Here is a 14076-nt window from a genome sequence, read left to right as displayed (position 1 = left end):
TCCTCCTCTTCAGGATTGGGCTTCATGCGCTCGCGGCGCTGAAGACGTGGTCGCTGCCGTCGATTGTGACCCGGTTGACGGTCGCGAGGTTGATGGATCTGAGCGCGGCCTTTTCGGCGTCCCAGACGGGCATGAGGTGCGGGTGGCGCGCCTTCCGGGTACGCGCAGCCGGCGAGGGTTTGCCGCTGACACGGCGCGCCAGTTCGCCGGGCTCGACGTGCATCAGGCGCTTGTCGCCGTTCGCCTTCGTGAAGGTGACGACCGCGCGCTCCGCGGATGCGATAAGCGAGGCCTTCGCGACCAGCGCGGCGGCTTCCTGTTCTGCGGCTTCGATCCGCTCGGCCTCAGCGGCCATGGTGCGGAGTTCGCGGACCTGTTCCGTCTCGGCCGCGGAGAGCCAGCGCTTTGCGTCGATTGCGTCGGCCTCGGCGCGCAGGTTGTAGGCGCCGCGGGCCATGAGAGTTGCACGGCGCTTCATGGTCGCCCAAGCGCGGATGAGTTCAAGGCGGAAGGCCTCACGGACGCCGTGCAAACGCAGAATTGCGGAGCCGAGCGCGTGGGTGTAGCGCCAAGCTTCCAGCATAACGGCGCGACGGTCGACGAGGGCGGTTGCGGATGTGGTCGAGGGGAAGCTGGCGTGCATCATCTGGATTGCCTCCTTGTGCTGATAGCACTAGAATAGGCTCACAGCATGTGCTGTCAATACATATTAGTGCTGATTGCACAAGAAAGAGGGCGAATGGCAGCCAATAGGCGCATCACCGGTGACCAAGTTCGGATGGCGAAGGCTGCGCTCGGCCTGTCCAACCCAGCGCTCGCGGATCAAACCGGCCTTCATCGAAACACGATCAACCGAGCCGAGAAGGGCGAAGGACGCGACTCTACGTTCGATCACCTGCGGAGGTACTTCGAGGCCGAAGGAGTCCAGTTCCTAGAGAGTGGTGAGGTGGCGGCCGTGCCGGGTGTGGCATTCCATAGAAGCGCCGACGCCGGAGACGGAGCATCATGACCCGGCCGTCAGGAAAATTGCCCCGCTCGAAGCCGGGCCGGCCGTTGCGCATTAAGATGCGGACTTAGATGAGCGACAATCTGCGCTGGATGCGTTAGAGTCGAATGCATTCAGGACAAGGGGTTCATCATGCTTCGCACTTCAGCTTTTGTATTCGCTCTGGCTTTCCCTACAGCGGGGTCCGCGCAGGATAGTTGGTCGACCTTCGACTACCAGTCAGGGAACATGTACAATAACTACTCTGACGGCCAAGGCGTGACGACCTACGGGAACAACATCCAGGGCGGCACAAACTGGAACCTCCGCCAAGATTACGACGGGAGCTACAGCGGTACCGACTCCCAGGGCAACTTCTTCTACGGTGATCAAAATTCCGGCTTCTATTCGAATCCCGGTACTGGAACTACCTGTATCGGGACCGGCGCGCTTCGAACCTGCTATTGAAAGCGCAAAGATTTGGCGGAGGTGTCGGAAGCTTAAAATTGGACCCAAGGCTACACATAGACGAGAAAGCTGAGCGGCTGCGAGCGTCGCGGGTGCCCTTTATCGAACGACGCAACGAGTTTGTTCTCGTAGAGCAACCCGTGGGAAAGCCCGAAGAACACGAGGTGATCGTGATCAGGATCAGCAAGCCGCTTCTGAAGCTCTACTTGGTCCTTGCCACCTTTTCGGTGCTCATTATCAGCCTGGCTGCGTTTCAATCTTGGATGAGCGGCGAGTAGTGCCAACCTTCTACGTTGGAAGACGCCTTAGACGTTCCTCCCTCTCACCCACACGGCGGCTGTTCTGAGCGACTTCGCGCAAGACGCTGTCAAAGTCGGCGACAACCGAGGCTCGCGCGGCGCTGCCGTCGCTCGTCTCGATGATCATGGTCTCAAAGGGCGGCTGAATCCCCTCGTGATCCGCCAGCCGCGCAACTTCCACGCGCTGGTCGTCCTTGTCCATCAACATGGGCAGGAAGGCGATCAGCACCGGCTTCTGGCCGGCGCCGAGCCTCGCTTCCAGTCGATTAAGCCGTCGTTGCTGAACTCTCATGTTGTTGTCCTTCCTGCCTTCGCCTCTGCCAGCGCCGCATCGGCACGAGCGCCAAACGCCTCTTTGCTCTCCCCTTCCTCGGGGTGCATCTCCGGGATGTCCCAGCCGACGAACCGGGCAAATCCGGGGCGCGTCACCAAGGTGCCGTCCTCGGCGCGCTCGCAAAAGTTGACGAGCAGGATCTCGACAGGGTCGTCTCCTTCCGGCCGCCTGCTTTCGAGGCGACGGACACGTGTGCTGAGTGCAGTCATCGGTTTTTGATCCTTTCCAGGTGTCCGGGCCACTCGGTTTGCAGCCAGTCCGAGGCTTCCCGTTGGTCCTCTTCCGTCGGCTGCAGGCGGCTCGCCAGTTCATCGAGGAACGCGGCCAACTTCTTGCGGCCGTCCCGCGGCGCCGGTGTCGGCTTCTGAGCCTCCAGCTTCTCTAGGCGTCGTCTCATGGTCATTGGGGCGTTCCTTCTTGCTGTTTCGCGATCAAAGCATCTCGCAATCGGCTTCCAGCGTCGCCGCGGGCCGATTGCGTGGGTTCACGCGCTTCATGAACTCGGCCTGAGGCTCATCCGGTCCCCGCTCGACCATCGTGCCGTCCAGGCAAGCGTGGCGGATGATCGGCTCGACCCCTTCCGCGGTGAACTCGTCCGCGAGGAAAATGACGAGGCCGCCCAGATTTCTCAGTTCCAGCTTCTCCAGCCGCTTGCTCAACATACTCATGTCCTGCCCTCCAGTGCGGTGATCCGTGCATCCAGTTCGCTGGTTTCCAGCGTCCGGCGGTACGTCTCCACCAGTCCCATCACGCTCGCCGCCTCCATCGGGGTCAGCTCGCCATCCGAAACGGCCCGCAGGACCGCCTGAGCGGCCTCTGCAGCGTCCTGCGCCGTCTTCATGGGCGGGAGGTCGAATTGCACCGGCGAGTCCTTGCGGGCGGGCGCCACGCGCTCCAGGCACAGGCGCAGAGCCGTTGTGTCGCCTTCCAGCGCAACCTCTACGGCCTTCCGGGTCAGCGCCTCTGCCTCGCCCTCCAGAAGCTCCTCGATGGCCCGCGTGACCTGGTGGCGCGCCCCTCGTGGGCGCCCCGGATTGCCAGGGGCGAAGGTGCCGTCCGCGTTACGGCCCTCGGGTGTGGTCTCGTCGCCGCTCATGTGTTCACTCCACGCCCGCCGCAACGCCGCCGCCAATCAGGTAGGGCAACAGGCGGTTGGCCTTCTGCGGCGTCAGCTTCATGGACGGGTTGGTCAGGAGCGCTTTGAACAGTTCCGGGTCCTCGACCGCATCGGCCAGCATCTGCGACGCCCTGTCCGCGGTCAGCCGCCCCAGGACGTCACGAACCCGGCTCGACAGAATGTTCGCGCTCTGCAGGCTGCCGCCCATGTTCCCGCCGCTGGACAGATTGCCGCCAAGCTGCGCCGCCTTGATCCTCGCGACGGTCTCGATCATCTGGTTTGTCGATGCCCCGGAAAGGCTGCTGCCCACGGACGGTACGGGCTTCCGGGCGTTGTCCAGCTTCGCAAGCTGGTGGCCGATCCTGCGCAGGCGGGACAGTGCCGGCTCGGTGAAGACCTGGCGAAGCGCGGCCTTCAGCTTCGGATTCTCCAGCGCTTTCAGAACGCCCTCGCCGGTCGTGGCGCTCCCGTCGATCAGTTCACGAGAAAGAACGCTTTTAAGACCAGAAAGAGCCTGCCCAGAGGGGTCTTTACGCGCTTCGTTGACGATACTCCGCGCGGCCCTGACCGGGTTCCGCGCCTCGGTGAACGCCCGGAGTGCCTGATCCGGCGAACCATTCAGCAGGGCCGCGCCGGCAGAGAGCCGGGCGTTCTCGAGCCTCTGAATGCGGGCCGTGACACGTTGCGCGAATGCATCCGCATCGTCCCTTGCTTTCACCGCTGCGGACACATCGTCCTTCAATCCGGGGTATCTGTCCAGAAGTTCGCGATTGTCGCGCAGGAACTTGGCGGCCGCCCGGTTGCTGAACTCGCCCGTTGGCGTGATGGCGGCCTGCTGGAATCGGTCGCGGATGTAGTCGCCGACGAACTCGCTTTCCTGCGGCAGCACGTCCTGATCGGGGCGGTTGAAGTCGATGCCTTCCTCGATTTGCCGCGATCCGACCATGCCTTCTGCTCCTCCGCGCCCGACCGTGCGCTTCAGTGCCAGCTCCGGGTCGATCGACGTGTCGCCGTCGATGGTGCGCTTCATCAGCCGGCCGACTGCGCCGCGGTCGAAGGTCTCGTGCAGGGCCGACGAGAAGGCGCGCGCCTCGTTGATCTGCCGACCAATATCCGTCGTGCCGTCGATGGCGCCCAGGTCGCGCAGGATCGCGTTGGCGGCCTGGTTTGCGATGCGCGCCCGGTTCTTGTTCTGGTCGTTGCCAGACATGGCCGACCGAGCCACCCGGCGCAGTTCGGAATAGAGGCCATGCATCTCGGCCACGGTTTCCACGTCTCCGAACTCACCGCCCTCGCCCAGAAGGTCTGACAGCACGCGCGGAACGTCGTTCCTCTGTGCACGGGGGGTCTCGGCAATGAGGCGCTGCGCTGTCTGGCGGGCCGTCTGGACAGGCACCTGCGCACCGCGCGGGACCGCATCCCACAACTCCCTCTCGCGCATGGTGGCGTCTTCCAGCGCCCGGTTAAGTTGGTTTGCTACCTGCAGCGAGTTCTCGCTTTCCGTGCGCTGCGGCCCGAGGCCCTCCACCCGTCTCGTGGTGGTGGCGATGATGTCGTCTGCCCGCGCCTGCAGGTCGTTCGCAAACTCGCGGCGGCGCGTCTCGAAGAAGGCCCGCGTATCCTGGATGTCGCCGGGCTGCTGGATCTGGTCGACCGCGGTGCGGCGGCTCTGGTCTGCGCGCAGGTCCAGACGCTCACGCAAGGCGCCGTCCTGGCTGGCCGCCAGTTGCTCGATGCCGATCATCCGTTCGTCGCCGGTCTGCTGTGCCGGGGTCAGGCTCAGGGGGTTGTCCGGCGTGATCCGCTCCCCCAGCTCGGCTGCGCGCTCCGTGCCGCCGGAAAGGTCCACGAGACGGCGCCGCGCAACTTCCCTTGCCCCGGTCTTGGTGTAGGGCGCCGCCGCAGCAGCGATGCCGCGTCCCGTGTGCTTGATGGCGCTGCCGACAGGCATGTTGCCCGCCACCCCTAGAGCGCCGCGTGCGACCGCTCCAGCCGCCGGGATGCCCATGGGTGCCATGACCGCCGCAGTCGTTTGCAGCCACTCCGGGGCGCCTTCCTGTTCGGCCTTCTCCTGAGCCGCGCCCGACACACCGCCCGCCACGACTTCCGCGCCCGATCCGGTGACGCTGAGAAGGGAGCGATAGGCGTCGTCCGCGAACTGGCCGACGGCGCCACCGACGCCTCGCAGCGCTTGCAGCCCCTTTGCCACGGGGACCAGAGCCGCGGCCGCCTCACCGGAGCCACGCGCAAAGCCTTCCATGACGGTCTGGGGTTCACCCTCGGCTACGTCAATCCCGAGCCGCTCCATTCCGCCGCGTGCGCTGGCACCGTTCGGGAACGGGTTGAGCGCGTGCGGCTGGTCGAACGGATTCAGGAAGTCGACCGTGTTCGCGATGCCTCGGTTCAAGTTCGGCATGAAGCCTTCGCCGCCCTGCGTCGGCTTCACGTCCAGGGAGCGGGCGATTTCCTCTACCGTCGCTTCCTGGTCTTGCGGGGAAAGGCTGAGAAAGTCGCTGCCGACCTTCACGCGCTGGCCTTCGATGTTCAGGGTGATTTGCTCGGTCATTGCTCGACACTCCACTGCACGCCGCTGGATGTTGTGCCCCCGGTCGAGCCTTGTTGATCCGGGGCCGCCCCGAGACGGGTCAGCGCCTCGTCAATCGTACCAAGGGTAGATTGCAGACCGCCAACCTGATTGCGCAGCGCGTCCCGGTCTTCTGGCTTCATGCGCCGCCCTGGCGCGCGGAGCGTGGATTCAGCCTGCTCCAGATCACGGCTGAACCGGCGCCGCAGCTGGGCCAGTTCACCACGCGCACGGTCGGCGCCCTCAAGCGTACCGGCTTGCGGCAGGAGTGCCCGGATGCGTTCCATGAGCTGCTGAGCCGGCTGGCGACCGTAGGCCTGTGACAGATCCACAAGCAGGTCCTCTTCCATGAGCCGGAAGAACCGCTGCTGCTCTGCTGCGTTCGGAAAGACTTCGCCCATGCCCACGGCGTCCGAGACGGTGTTTGCGATGTTGGTCCCGAGGCCCGTGAGGCCGAACGCGCTTTCGCCGCCTGTCGGAATGTCCTGCCCGAAAGACAACCCGTTTTGCGGCTGCGCGGCCGGCTGCTGTCCTGGCTGCATTTGCCCGGTCGGCGCTGCCGGCTGAGAGCCACCGGTCGGCGAACCATCTGCCCCGATGATCTGCACGGGCTGCTGTGTCGCGAGGTCGATGATGTAGGTCGTACGGTCAACCGGGTCCGTGTAGACCCTGTAGACGCCTTCTTTGATCTTGATCGCGGTCTCGCGACTGACGCCGGGAATCTCCAAGAGGCGGGCGATTTCCTGCTCGGCCTCAGAAGCATCGCCCTCGCGCCGCAGGTTGGGCACATCCCGCGCGCCCGCCTGCGGGTTGTTCGTGTCCACGTACTGACCGTCGATGATCTGGTAATTGGCTTCCGGCCCCGCCGCCCGCTCCAGCGCATCCTTGATGCCCAGGGCGCTCGCGAAGGCGATTTCCCGGTTATCGAACTGGCCGACCATCTGTTCCAGCCCGAGAGACTGCATGTAGCTGTCCCACTGCTGTGGGTCGTTGATGGCGGCCGCCCCGGCGAGCCCTCGTTGCAGGGCTTCCAGTTCCGAGGCGCGTTCGGCCGCGCTCAGTTGCGCCGCCTGCGCCTCAGCCTGCCGCCGCGCCTGCTCGCGCGCCAACTGCAGTTGTTCGTCGGCGCGCGCGTTCTCTTGCCCGCGTACATCCATTATCTGCTGGCTGTTCTGGATGCCGAGCGCGTCCTGCGGCGAAAGCTGCGCCAGTGCGTTGAGGGCGTTCGGATCGCCCGACATGATGCCCGGCCCCTGCTGCTCGTAGAGGTCTGTCAGCGCGTTCTGGCGGCGAACCATGTTGACGGCGCTTGCGGCTTGCGCACCGCCTGCCAACGCGTTGACCACGTTGGGCTGCGTCCCCATCATCGGGATGCGGCTGTCTAGTTGAGCCATTTGGCCTGCTCCTTTTCCTGCATGGCTTGGTCCTGCTCCAGGACTCTGCGGAACACCCAGCCGAGAAGGCTCTCGCCTTCGCTAGGACCGTCGTCCGTGTCGTGGTGGATCTGGGGTGCGGCGCTGGCGTCCGTTTCCGGCCCGTTGTTACGGTCGCCGGGTTCGCTGGGGTCGAAGCGCCGGGAGGTATGGGGTTGGTTCTGGCGGGTCACGCTTGCACCTCGTGTAGTTGCCCACGATGCGCCGTCGCTGCCTGTCGCCTGTAAGCGCAAGCGCCTGTGGGTATGGTAAGTAAGGATGTCACTGAAATGGTGACGTGGAGCGTGCTGAAACGGGCCTGTTCGTCACCGATTTGGTGACGCCCCGTCACTGATTTGGTGACGGCAACCATGTCAGACGTCACCGTTTTGGTGACGGCACGTCACCAATTTGATGACAGGGTTCTGAATTTTGCGGCTGCCGTTCGGGTTGTGGGCTGCGGCCTTGAGAACCGGGAAATCGCGCCCTGGTCGCCACTCGTTGTAGAGACGCCGCCCTACGTTCGTGTCGGAATGCGGAAGCGGGATCTCGGTGATCTCGTACGCCGGTGACCGTGCCTCGCCGCCGATGCCAAGGCACGCATGTTCGCGGACGACGAGGAAGCCTTTGGCCTGGAGTTCATGGAATGCGCGGGCAGCCGTGTTGATACCGATGCCCATGCGGCCCTTGGCCTGCCTGACGCTGAGGCTAATCTTCCCGTTGTTGTTCGCCTTCGGGCCGCGCCATTCGAGTTTGATCCACGGATAGAGGGCCTGCGCGACGGGCGAGAGCGCCCGCCATGCGTCCGTCTCCATCAGGGGGCGGGTCAGCGTCGTGAAATGCTCTTGCCGCTGCTCATTGCGCTTGTCACGTCCCATCAGCCGGCCCTCCCATCAGGCGCCGGCAACAGTCCCGAGATCATCAGGCGGTCATGCTTCTCGGCATCGAGATCATCAACGAACTGCGTCCAGTCGATCCGGCGGTCGATAGCCTCTTTCAGGATGTCCGCGATCACGTTGGGCGGCAGGGCCTCCAGCTGGCACGTGCCGCCCGTCCAGGCCTTGGAGCGGCTGTCAGTCGCTTTCGCGGGGGCCGTGGGAAGGTTATGGGCCTGCACCTGTTCACGGGTCAGCGCCACGCGATCGAACTCGGCACTGACCAGCCCGTGGGGTCGGTCCGCCATGACGAACGCTGTCACGTCCGCCGCCACGCTGTCGAAAATGGAAACCCCGCTGGGGTCATAGTCCCCGAGGTGCAGGATGACAGCTTCCTTCTCCATCTGGCAGATGCGATCCGCCAGCCGCTTCTTCGCGGTCAGGCTGTCGAAGCCTCCGGACGAATACACGGGCACGGAGTACCATTCGGCCACCCGGTGCAGCTGGGGCAGCATCCCGGCCGCCTCGCACCAGACCTCGATGTGGACGCCCTGCGCCGTCAGCCTGTTGCGCTTGTAGCCTTCACCGAGGCGGCGGACATGGCGCAGGAACGCGTCGCGGTCATCGAAGTGCCCCACGCTGAACGTCGTAACGCCATCATCGCGGATCGCGTCGAATGGGATCAGCTTGCCGCGGCGCGCATTGGCGAGGTGGTGACAGAGCCGCCCGTAGGCGGCCTCCGTCTTGTCATAGCCGTGCGCACCGACCATCCGGTAGAAGATTTGCCGACAGGTCAGGGGCCAGTATTCCCGGTACTCGGCAAGGACCGCCTGCGCCTGATCCAGCAGCTCACGGGTCTTAGCCTGCGGAGCGTAGGACGGGATATACCCGCGGTTCCGGCCGGTTTTACGGCCAGCCTCATTTCCGCTGATCGGGATTTTACGGCTGGCTGTAACTTCGCTCATTGCCCCACCTCTTGGATAGCGGCGACGAGTTCGGGGACTAGGTCCAGGCGAAGGGCAATGCCCTGCTTGCCGGGGCGATACTCCCCGGCCTCAGCCTCGAACCAGACGCGCACGTTCAGCAGCTTCCGCCCCTTGAACTCGTCCACGGACACGCGGACTTCCTCGCGCTGGTTCTTCCGGATGGTCGCGACGTGCGTCATCGGCCGCTCCCGTACGCCAAGCCGGCGATAAGCCGCGCGGTATTTTCAGGAAGTCCGGTTTGCCACCGGATGCGTCGGGTCTGATTGTCGAGCCGATTTTCCTGAATTCTCATGCTGCGACCTCCTGACGGATCAGGCGGCGTACGCGCGATTTCAGGAAGTAGACGCCGTATTGGCCGGCCCCGGTTTCAGGGTCGCCCGGATAGAATTCCGTGTCGACCTCCAGCCCGTTCTCGCGCTTCAAGACGAAGACGATGTCGCTGATCCGCACCGGGGATGCGCAGTAGACCGGTCCTTGCATTAGAAGGTCCAGAACCTGGCGCTTCCGCTTCGCCAGTAGGTGTGCCGTCTCTGGTTGATCGTAGTTCGCGATGCCGTACCATGCTTCCCCACGACGTTGAGGGAGGTCTGCGACGCGCCAGATCCGGCGCGCGTTTTCGGGCGGTTTCTTGTCTGTGGTCTTCAAGGTGTTGGCCTTTCGAGTTGAAAGGACCGAGCCGCTTCGCTATGCTCTCAATTGCCGCTGAAAGAACAACGCCCCTGCGAACCCGGTCGGGTTTGTGGGGGTTTTCTTATGCGGCTTCCCTCTGTGCTTCGGCCTTGGCGATGACCGCCTGCAAATCCGAGAGCTTCCAGCGGCTCATGCCGCCAATTTTCAGGGGTTTCGGAATGATGCCCTCGGCGGCCCAGCGCCAGAGCGTGGAGCGACCACAACCGAGAAGTTCGGCGGCGTCTCGGTCGGAGTAGAGATGGTCTGTGGCGTGATGAGGGGCGGCAGTCGCCAGCGGCGCTGTAGCGTGGTTTCCTGCGAAATTCTTGGTCATGGGCTCATCCTCTCTTGGATGGTCCCATCCTGACCGACTGAAATCGCGCCGAAAATCACGCCGAAATCGCTCGGTGTCAGTTTTTCGCGCGATTAAATCTTGGTTTTGCGCCGTCCGGGCCGACTCCATTCCTCCGGAGCCAAGTCTTTCACCAGCTCACTTAGACGATCCCGCCCTATTCCGTGCCGCTGACGCCAAACTTTACGCTCCGCCTGAGTGGGTGGCGTGGCGTTATTGAACTCAGCAACGTACTCTAGGAACACCGCTTCGGTGTCTGCATGAGTTAGCCGCCTTGGAATGGCGGGGTAATTCCGTGATGCGCCAGCGCGCTTCAGCCATGCCTCCGCTTCCTCTCTCGGCACAACGGGGAGGTGTCCGACGTAGCCGCGGCAGTCCTGGTCATATTCGATGGTCGATATCCAATAGCTAGATACAGGGCTCACTGCGTCGGCGTCATCGGGCTCCATGAAAGAGCGCGGAGCTTCGTCAGGAGGATGCGGCCACGACGGAGTCGGGATTACCGGGAATTCGGCCACTGGATGTCCAGGGTCGTAAACGCGTGCGACAAGGTCGGCGTTTTTTAGAGCATGGAGCACTGCATATGCGCCTCTAGGGTCGTGCCCATACTGCAGCTCTTGATCGCTGTACCCCCACATTATCTCTAGGGCGTGGATGACTTCCCTGAGAAGCACGGCGGTGGCGGGAACTCGCGGCTCGCCCTCAATGGGTCCGAAAAATGACTTCGCAGCATCTATGGCACTGGCGGGATCTATCGGCTTCATTTGCCTTCACTCGCGTTCGTTTCCAAGGATCTTCGATGCAGCCACACTTCAACGGCACTTTCCCGCCATCCGACGGCTCGCTCGCCGAGCTTGGTTGGCCGCGGAAAATCCCCGCGCTCGATCATTCTGTACAAGGTGGCCCGGCTAAGTCCGACAGCTTCCTCGACTTCCGGTCGGCGCAGTATTCGATCAATCATCCTTATTCCTTCCAATGACTGATGGGAGGAATAAACCGCCGCGGTTTCGCCGAAGTTTAAGGACCGCGGACTAGGCAAGCTTCACCACCTTGGCATCCTGGCCCGAGAGGAAGGACGACCACAACTCCATGATCTCGACGCGCCGCTCGAAGAGATCCGAACGCGCATAGGCGCGCTCTGTCTTGTCCCCGTATGCGTGGGCCAGTGCTGCTTCAGCGACCTCGCGCTCGACCCTCGCGTACTCCGAACACCAGTCGCGGAAGGTGCTGCGAAAGCCGTGCGTAGTGAGGTCGGGGTACCCCATCCGCTTCATCAGCGCCTTGAACACTGTATCAGACAGGGGTTGTTCACCTGCCCGCCTGGAATGCGCGCTAGGGAAGATCAGTTCTCTCCCGAACCCGTTCATTCGCTCAAGCACGTCCAGAGCGCCGGACGACAAGGGAACCCGGTGCCCGATGCGACGCTTCATCCGAGACGGAGGCACCAACCAGAGTTGGCCATTGATCTCGTCCCAGCACGCTTCACGTGCCTCTCTGGATCTCGCCAGCGTGTGCAGAATGAATTCCAAGCAGCGAGCCGCGTTACCTTCCCTGCGCTTCAGTTTGACCATAAATTCCTGGACCTCTCGCCAGTCGATAGCCTCCATGTGTTCAGCCTGGTGCTTGATCCTCGGAAGCCCGGTCTCAATCTCGGCAACCGGGTTGGGGTGCGGGTAATGTTTGGCTTGTATTGCCCAACTGAAAACGTTGCTCATACGTTGTTTTATGCGCCTGGCAGTATCGTGCTTACCCACCCAGATTACGGAAAGGACTTCGAGAATATCCGGGCTGTGGATCGTGTCTATCGGGCGGTCCCCGAGTTTCGGGAACGCGTGTATCTCCATCCCGGCTATCCAGCGGGCAGCGTGCCCTTCGCTGTCAAAGGACTCGCTCAGTTGTTCGTGCACCCGGCGGGTCGCTTGCTCGAAGGTCAGTGTCTCACGCTTCAGGTGCAGCGCCGGGTCGCCACCCTTACGCGCAACCTTGCGCAGCTCGGCCGCAAGGTCGCGTGCCTCAGCCAAGGATACGAGGCTCACCGAACCGAGGCCAAAATCGCGGCGCTTTCCGTGAACAACGGTCCGCAGAACCCATGACTTCGAGTTCCCCTCGCCCACCGCGAGATACAAGCAGCCGCCATCACCGTAGAAGCCCGGGTCCTTGAGCGTCGCAACCTTCCGCGCTGTCAGCTTCCCCATATAGGCCTCGCCCCTTCATCCTTTCCATCATTCTTACCATCATCTGAGACGAGATTGGAAGAGATTGCGCAAGACCGCATGAGAACGAAGCGCCGGATTCACATCGTTATGACAGTGACTTGTGAGATGGACCGAGATTGCACGATACCAGATGCCGGTAGCCTCCTCCGCTACCATCGCACCCCCCACTCGAAAATCGAGTTCGAGATGAGGGCTCTCAAGCGCCCCCTAACCTCGACTGGGATACCGTCGTCTCGGGACGAGAGACGATAATCTCCGAGACGAGCCCTCTCACCGCATCCCGTGCCTTGTTGTCGGGCTTGCCATCAGGTGAGGTGAGCGAAGCCACGAGGTCGCGAAGGGCGGACGCGTAGCGCGCTGGCGTGGCCGGATCGAAGACGATACCCTCATCAGCTGCGTCCAAGGCCGCAAGTTTGGCTTCCGCGGCACGAAGACTTTTCTTCGCGTCCAGGAGTTTCGCCTCGCCGTCATCGCCATCGAGGACACCGCGTTCGTAGAGATTCAGACGGCGCTCGAACCGATTGCGTGCCTCTGCGACGTCCCGCTCGAGCTTACCCTGATCAGCCCTGCCCGCGTCGGCCAATGCCCTGCGCTCCTGATCGTATGCGGAGATATACTCCTCGATGTAAGCCGGATGCAGGAGATGGTCGTGAAGGGTCGAGAAGATCTCACCCTCGATCTGATCCAGGCGAAACTTCCCGGTGTTGTCGCAAGACCCGCTCTCGCGGGAGGTCGAGCACGCGAGCCGGATCGCACTTCCCTTTCGGTCATGGATCGCCATACCACCGCCGCAACAGCCGCACTTCAGAAGGCCCGAAAATGGCCGGGCGGGTGTGCGCATCGACTTACCGGCCGATTTCGCCTGAGACTGCTGCGAGAGCCGCTCTTGGACAGCGTCCCAGAGCACCTCATCGACGATCCGCAGATGCGGCACCTCAGCGTATTTCCACTCCTCGCGCGGTTTCACGCGGCTGATCCGCTTCTTTAATCCCGGCACATTAACCATCTTCACGCGGTCCCACACCAGGATTCCGGAGTAGATGGCATTGCGGAGGATGCCGTAGCCCCGATCGGCGCTGCCGATCAGCGTCGAGGCGTTCCACTTCCCGCCCCTCGGAGGCAAGATCCCCTCTGCATTGAGATCATGAGCGATCTGACGCGGGGAAGCCCCGTCGGCGTATTCATGGAAAATCCGCCGGATCACCTCGGCTTCATGCTCTTCGACCTGCAGTTCGCCGGGCTTTCCGAAAACCGGAGAGTAGCCATACGCCTTCCCGCCAGCACTGAGGCCCTCACGGATGTTGCCGACCATGCCGCGATGGACCTTATCCCTCAGATCCTTGAAGAAGATTACCCCCGTGAGACGGCGTTGTTGCACAAGTCAGACGGCGAAGGATTCACTTTTCGAATCCATGGCGTTAGACGCGGTGCATGAGCAAGCCTCCTCCCGCCCGCTATCGCACCACGAACTGGTCCAGCTACAACGCATCACTGCGGAAGCGGGGATCGCTGTTGATCTGGGTCGATAAGGACATGACGTGGCGCGCGCCGCATGACGGTCGGCCGGGACGCCCGCCAGTGTTTTCCGATGCGGCCATACAACTCTGCCTGTCTATCAAGATCCTGTTCAAGCTGCCGCTTCGCCAGACCGCCGGGATGGTGGCGAGCCTGCTGAAACTGGCGGGGCTGGATTGGCCCGTTCCGGACTTCTCCACCCTGTGCCGGAGGCAGAAGACCTTGGCCGTTCAGGTCCCCTATCGCCGCGCCGACGGGCCGCTG

The 14076-nt window shown here is 63.1% G+C and carries 21 protein-coding genes; 4 read left to right on the top strand and 17 right to left on the bottom strand.

The genetic code is table 11. The annotated features are described in order from the left end of the window. Positions 1 to 22: 22 nt before the first annotated feature. A complete protein-coding gene (locus tag BLW27_RS16730; protein ID WP_089885046.1) occupies positions 23 to 646 on the bottom strand; it encodes a hypothetical protein in 624 nt (207 codons plus the stop codon). Positions 647 to 739: 93 nt separating this feature from the next. On the opposite strand from BLW27_RS16730, the gene BLW27_RS16725 reads away from it, so the two are divergent. The 3 genes from BLW27_RS16725 (at position 740) to BLW27_RS21480 (ending at position 1731) form a co-directional block, all read left to right on the top strand. Beyond that, complete coding sequence (locus BLW27_RS16725) at positions 740 to 1009, top strand: helix-turn-helix domain-containing protein (RefSeq protein ID WP_089885045.1); 270 nt, start codon at positions 740 to 742, stop codon at positions 1007 to 1009. Positions 1010 to 1138: 129 nt separating this feature from the next. Then, entirely contained in the window at positions 1139 to 1453 is a 315-nt protein-coding gene (locus tag BLW27_RS20880) for a hypothetical protein (RefSeq protein ID WP_143042320.1), read from the top strand. A gap of 140 nt (positions 1454 to 1593) precedes the next feature. Beyond that, on the top strand, positions 1594 to 1731 hold the full coding sequence (locus tag BLW27_RS21480) for a hypothetical protein (protein WP_218141139.1): 138 nt from the start codon (positions 1594 to 1596) through the stop codon (positions 1729 to 1731). A gap of 10 nt (positions 1732 to 1741) precedes the next feature. On the opposite strand, the gene BLW27_RS16715 is transcribed toward BLW27_RS21480, so the two are convergent. The 16 genes from BLW27_RS16715 to BLW27_RS16645 all read right to left on the bottom strand — a co-directional run bounded on the left by BLW27_RS16715 (position 1742) and on the right by BLW27_RS16645 (position 13609). Beyond that, a complete protein-coding gene (locus BLW27_RS16715; protein ID WP_089885043.1) occupies positions 1742 to 2044 on the bottom strand; it encodes a hypothetical protein in 303 nt (100 codons plus the stop codon). After that, positions 2041 to 2295 carry a hypothetical protein gene (locus BLW27_RS16710; protein WP_089885042.1) on the bottom strand — a complete coding sequence of 85 codons (255 nt, stop codon included), beginning with the start codon at positions 2293 to 2295 and terminating at the stop codon, positions 2041 to 2043. Before BLW27_RS16710 ends, BLW27_RS16715 begins: the two co-directional genes overlap by 4 nt. Further along, entirely contained in the window at positions 2292 to 2489 is a 198-nt protein-coding gene (locus tag BLW27_RS16705; protein ID WP_089885041.1) for a hypothetical protein, read from the bottom strand. Before BLW27_RS16705 ends, BLW27_RS16710 begins: the two co-directional genes overlap by 4 nt. A 28-nt stretch (positions 2490 to 2517) precedes the next feature. Next, on the bottom strand, positions 2518 to 2754 hold the full coding sequence (locus BLW27_RS16700; RefSeq protein ID WP_143042318.1) for a hypothetical protein: 237 nt from the start codon (positions 2752 to 2754) through the stop codon (positions 2518 to 2520). Further along, on the bottom strand, positions 2751 to 3182 hold the full coding sequence (locus BLW27_RS16695) for a DUF5681 domain-containing protein (protein ID WP_089885203.1): 432 nt from the start codon (positions 3180 to 3182) through the stop codon (positions 2751 to 2753). The genes BLW27_RS16700 and BLW27_RS16695 overlap by 4 nt, the downstream gene beginning before the upstream one ends. Before the next feature lie 4 nt (positions 3183 to 3186). Beyond that, positions 3187 to 5769, bottom strand: a complete 2583-nt coding sequence (locus BLW27_RS16690) for a hypothetical protein (RefSeq protein ID WP_089885037.1) — start codon at positions 5767 to 5769, stop codon at positions 3187 to 3189. Beyond that, positions 5766 to 7181, bottom strand: coding sequence for a hypothetical protein (locus BLW27_RS16685; RefSeq protein WP_089885036.1), 1416 nt, complete (start codon positions 7179 to 7181; stop codon positions 5766 to 5768). Before BLW27_RS16685 ends, BLW27_RS16690 begins: the two co-directional genes overlap by 4 nt. After that, positions 7169 to 7393 carry a hypothetical protein gene (locus BLW27_RS16680; RefSeq protein WP_089885034.1) on the bottom strand — a complete coding sequence of 75 codons (225 nt, stop codon included), beginning with the start codon at positions 7391 to 7393 and terminating at the stop codon, positions 7169 to 7171. Before BLW27_RS16680 ends, BLW27_RS16685 begins: the two co-directional genes overlap by 13 nt. A gap of 180 nt (positions 7394 to 7573) precedes the next feature. Further along, entirely contained in the window at positions 7574 to 8077 is a 504-nt protein-coding gene (locus tag BLW27_RS16675) for a GntR family transcriptional regulator (RefSeq protein WP_089885032.1), read from the bottom strand. Beyond that, positions 8077 to 9039 carry a hypothetical protein gene (locus BLW27_RS16670; protein ID WP_245710920.1) on the bottom strand — a complete coding sequence of 321 codons (963 nt, stop codon included), beginning with the start codon at positions 9037 to 9039 and terminating at the stop codon, positions 8077 to 8079. Before BLW27_RS16670 ends, BLW27_RS16675 begins: the two co-directional genes overlap by 1 nt. Further along, positions 9036 to 9239, bottom strand: a complete 204-nt coding sequence (locus tag BLW27_RS16665) for a transcriptional coactivator p15/PC4 family protein (RefSeq protein ID WP_089885031.1) — start codon at positions 9237 to 9239, stop codon at positions 9036 to 9038. Before BLW27_RS16665 ends, BLW27_RS16670 begins: the two co-directional genes overlap by 4 nt. 109 nt (positions 9240 to 9348) lie before the next feature. Next, the gene (locus BLW27_RS21475) at positions 9349 to 9705 is read right to left on the bottom strand and encodes a hypothetical protein (protein WP_218141138.1); all 357 of its coding nucleotides are present in this window, start codon (positions 9703 to 9705) and stop codon (positions 9349 to 9351) included. Positions 9706 to 9811: 106 nt separating this feature from the next. After that, positions 9812 to 10063, bottom strand: coding sequence for a helix-turn-helix transcriptional regulator (locus BLW27_RS16660; protein WP_089885029.1), 252 nt, complete (start codon positions 10061 to 10063; stop codon positions 9812 to 9814). A 778-nt stretch (positions 10064 to 10841) separates the two neighbouring features. Further along, on the bottom strand, positions 10842 to 11042 hold the full coding sequence (locus BLW27_RS16655; RefSeq protein ID WP_089885027.1) for a helix-turn-helix transcriptional regulator: 201 nt from the start codon (positions 11040 to 11042) through the stop codon (positions 10842 to 10844). Positions 11043 to 11112: 70 nt separating this feature from the next. Next, positions 11113 to 12276, bottom strand: a complete 1164-nt coding sequence (locus BLW27_RS16650; RefSeq protein WP_089885026.1) for a tyrosine-type recombinase/integrase — start codon at positions 12274 to 12276, stop codon at positions 11113 to 11115. 217 nt (positions 12277 to 12493) lie between these two features. Next, on the bottom strand, positions 12494 to 13609 hold the full coding sequence (locus BLW27_RS16645) for a recombinase family protein (RefSeq protein WP_089885024.1): 1116 nt from the start codon (positions 13607 to 13609) through the stop codon (positions 12494 to 12496). Positions 13610 to 13728: 119 nt separating this feature from the next. Here BLW27_RS16645 and BLW27_RS16640 point away from each other — a divergent pair. After that, a partial coding sequence (locus tag BLW27_RS16640; protein WP_143042316.1) for a transposase occupies positions 13729 to 14076 on the top strand: 348 nt, incomplete at its 3' end.

Source organism: Citreimonas salinaria (assembly GCF_900107235.1).
GTDB lineage: Bacteria > Pseudomonadota > Alphaproteobacteria > Rhodobacterales > Rhodobacteraceae > Citreimonas > Citreimonas salinaria.
This window is presented reverse-complemented; position numbering and strand designations above follow the sequence as displayed.

Bases quoted from the DNA above. Each gene is read 5' to 3' on its own strand.
- BLW27_RS16730 (WP_089885046.1), bottom strand. From the start codon at position 646: ATGATGCACGCCAGCTTCCCCTCGACCACATCCGCAACCGCCCTCGTC.
- BLW27_RS16725 (WP_089885045.1), top strand. From the start codon at position 740: ATGGCAGCCAATAGGCGCATCACCGGTGACCAAGTTCGGATGGCGAAG.
- BLW27_RS20880 (WP_143042320.1), top strand. From the start codon at position 1,139: ATGCTTCGCACTTCAGCTTTTGTATTCGCTCTGGCTTTCCCTACAGCG.
- BLW27_RS16715 (WP_089885043.1), bottom strand. From the start codon at position 2,044: ATGAGAGTTCAGCAACGACGGCTTAATCGACTGGAAGCGAGGCTCGGC.
- BLW27_RS16710 (WP_089885042.1), bottom strand. From the start codon at position 2,295: ATGACTGCACTCAGCACACGTGTCCGTCGCCTCGAAAGCAGGCGGCCG.
- BLW27_RS16705 (WP_089885041.1), bottom strand. From the start codon at position 2,489: ATGACCATGAGACGACGCCTAGAGAAGCTGGAGGCTCAGAAGCCGACA.
- BLW27_RS16700 (WP_143042318.1), bottom strand. From the start codon at position 2,754: ATGAGTATGTTGAGCAAGCGGCTGGAGAAGCTGGAACTGAGAAATCTG.
- BLW27_RS16695 (WP_089885203.1), bottom strand. From the start codon at position 3,182: ATGAGCGGCGACGAGACCACACCCGAGGGCCGTAACGCGGACGGCACC.
- BLW27_RS16690 (WP_089885037.1), bottom strand. From the start codon at position 5,769: ATGACCGAGCAAATCACCCTGAACATCGAAGGCCAGCGCGTGAAGGTC.
- BLW27_RS16685 (WP_089885036.1), bottom strand. From the start codon at position 7,181: ATGGCTCAACTAGACAGCCGCATCCCGATGATGGGGACGCAGCCCAAC.
- BLW27_RS16675 (WP_089885032.1), bottom strand. From the start codon at position 8,077: ATGGGACGTGACAAGCGCAATGAGCAGCGGCAAGAGCATTTCACGACG.
- BLW27_RS16670 (WP_245710920.1), bottom strand. From the start codon at position 9,039: ATGAGCGAAGTTACAGCCAGCCGTAAAATCCCGATCAGCGGAAATGAG.
- BLW27_RS16665 (WP_089885031.1), bottom strand. From the start codon at position 9,239: ATGACGCACGTCGCGACCATCCGGAAGAACCAGCGCGAGGAAGTCCGC.
- BLW27_RS16660 (WP_089885029.1), bottom strand. From the start codon at position 10,063: ATGACCAAGAATTTCGCAGGAAACCACGCTACAGCGCCGCTGGCGACT.
- BLW27_RS16655 (WP_089885027.1), bottom strand. From the start codon at position 11,042: ATGATTGATCGAATACTGCGCCGACCGGAAGTCGAGGAAGCTGTCGGA.
- BLW27_RS16650 (WP_089885026.1), bottom strand. From the start codon at position 12,276: ATGGGGAAGCTGACAGCGCGGAAGGTTGCGACGCTCAAGGACCCGGGC.
- BLW27_RS16645 (WP_089885024.1), bottom strand. From the start codon at position 13,609: ATGGTCGGCAACATCCGTGAGGGCCTCAGTGCTGGCGGGAAGGCGTAT.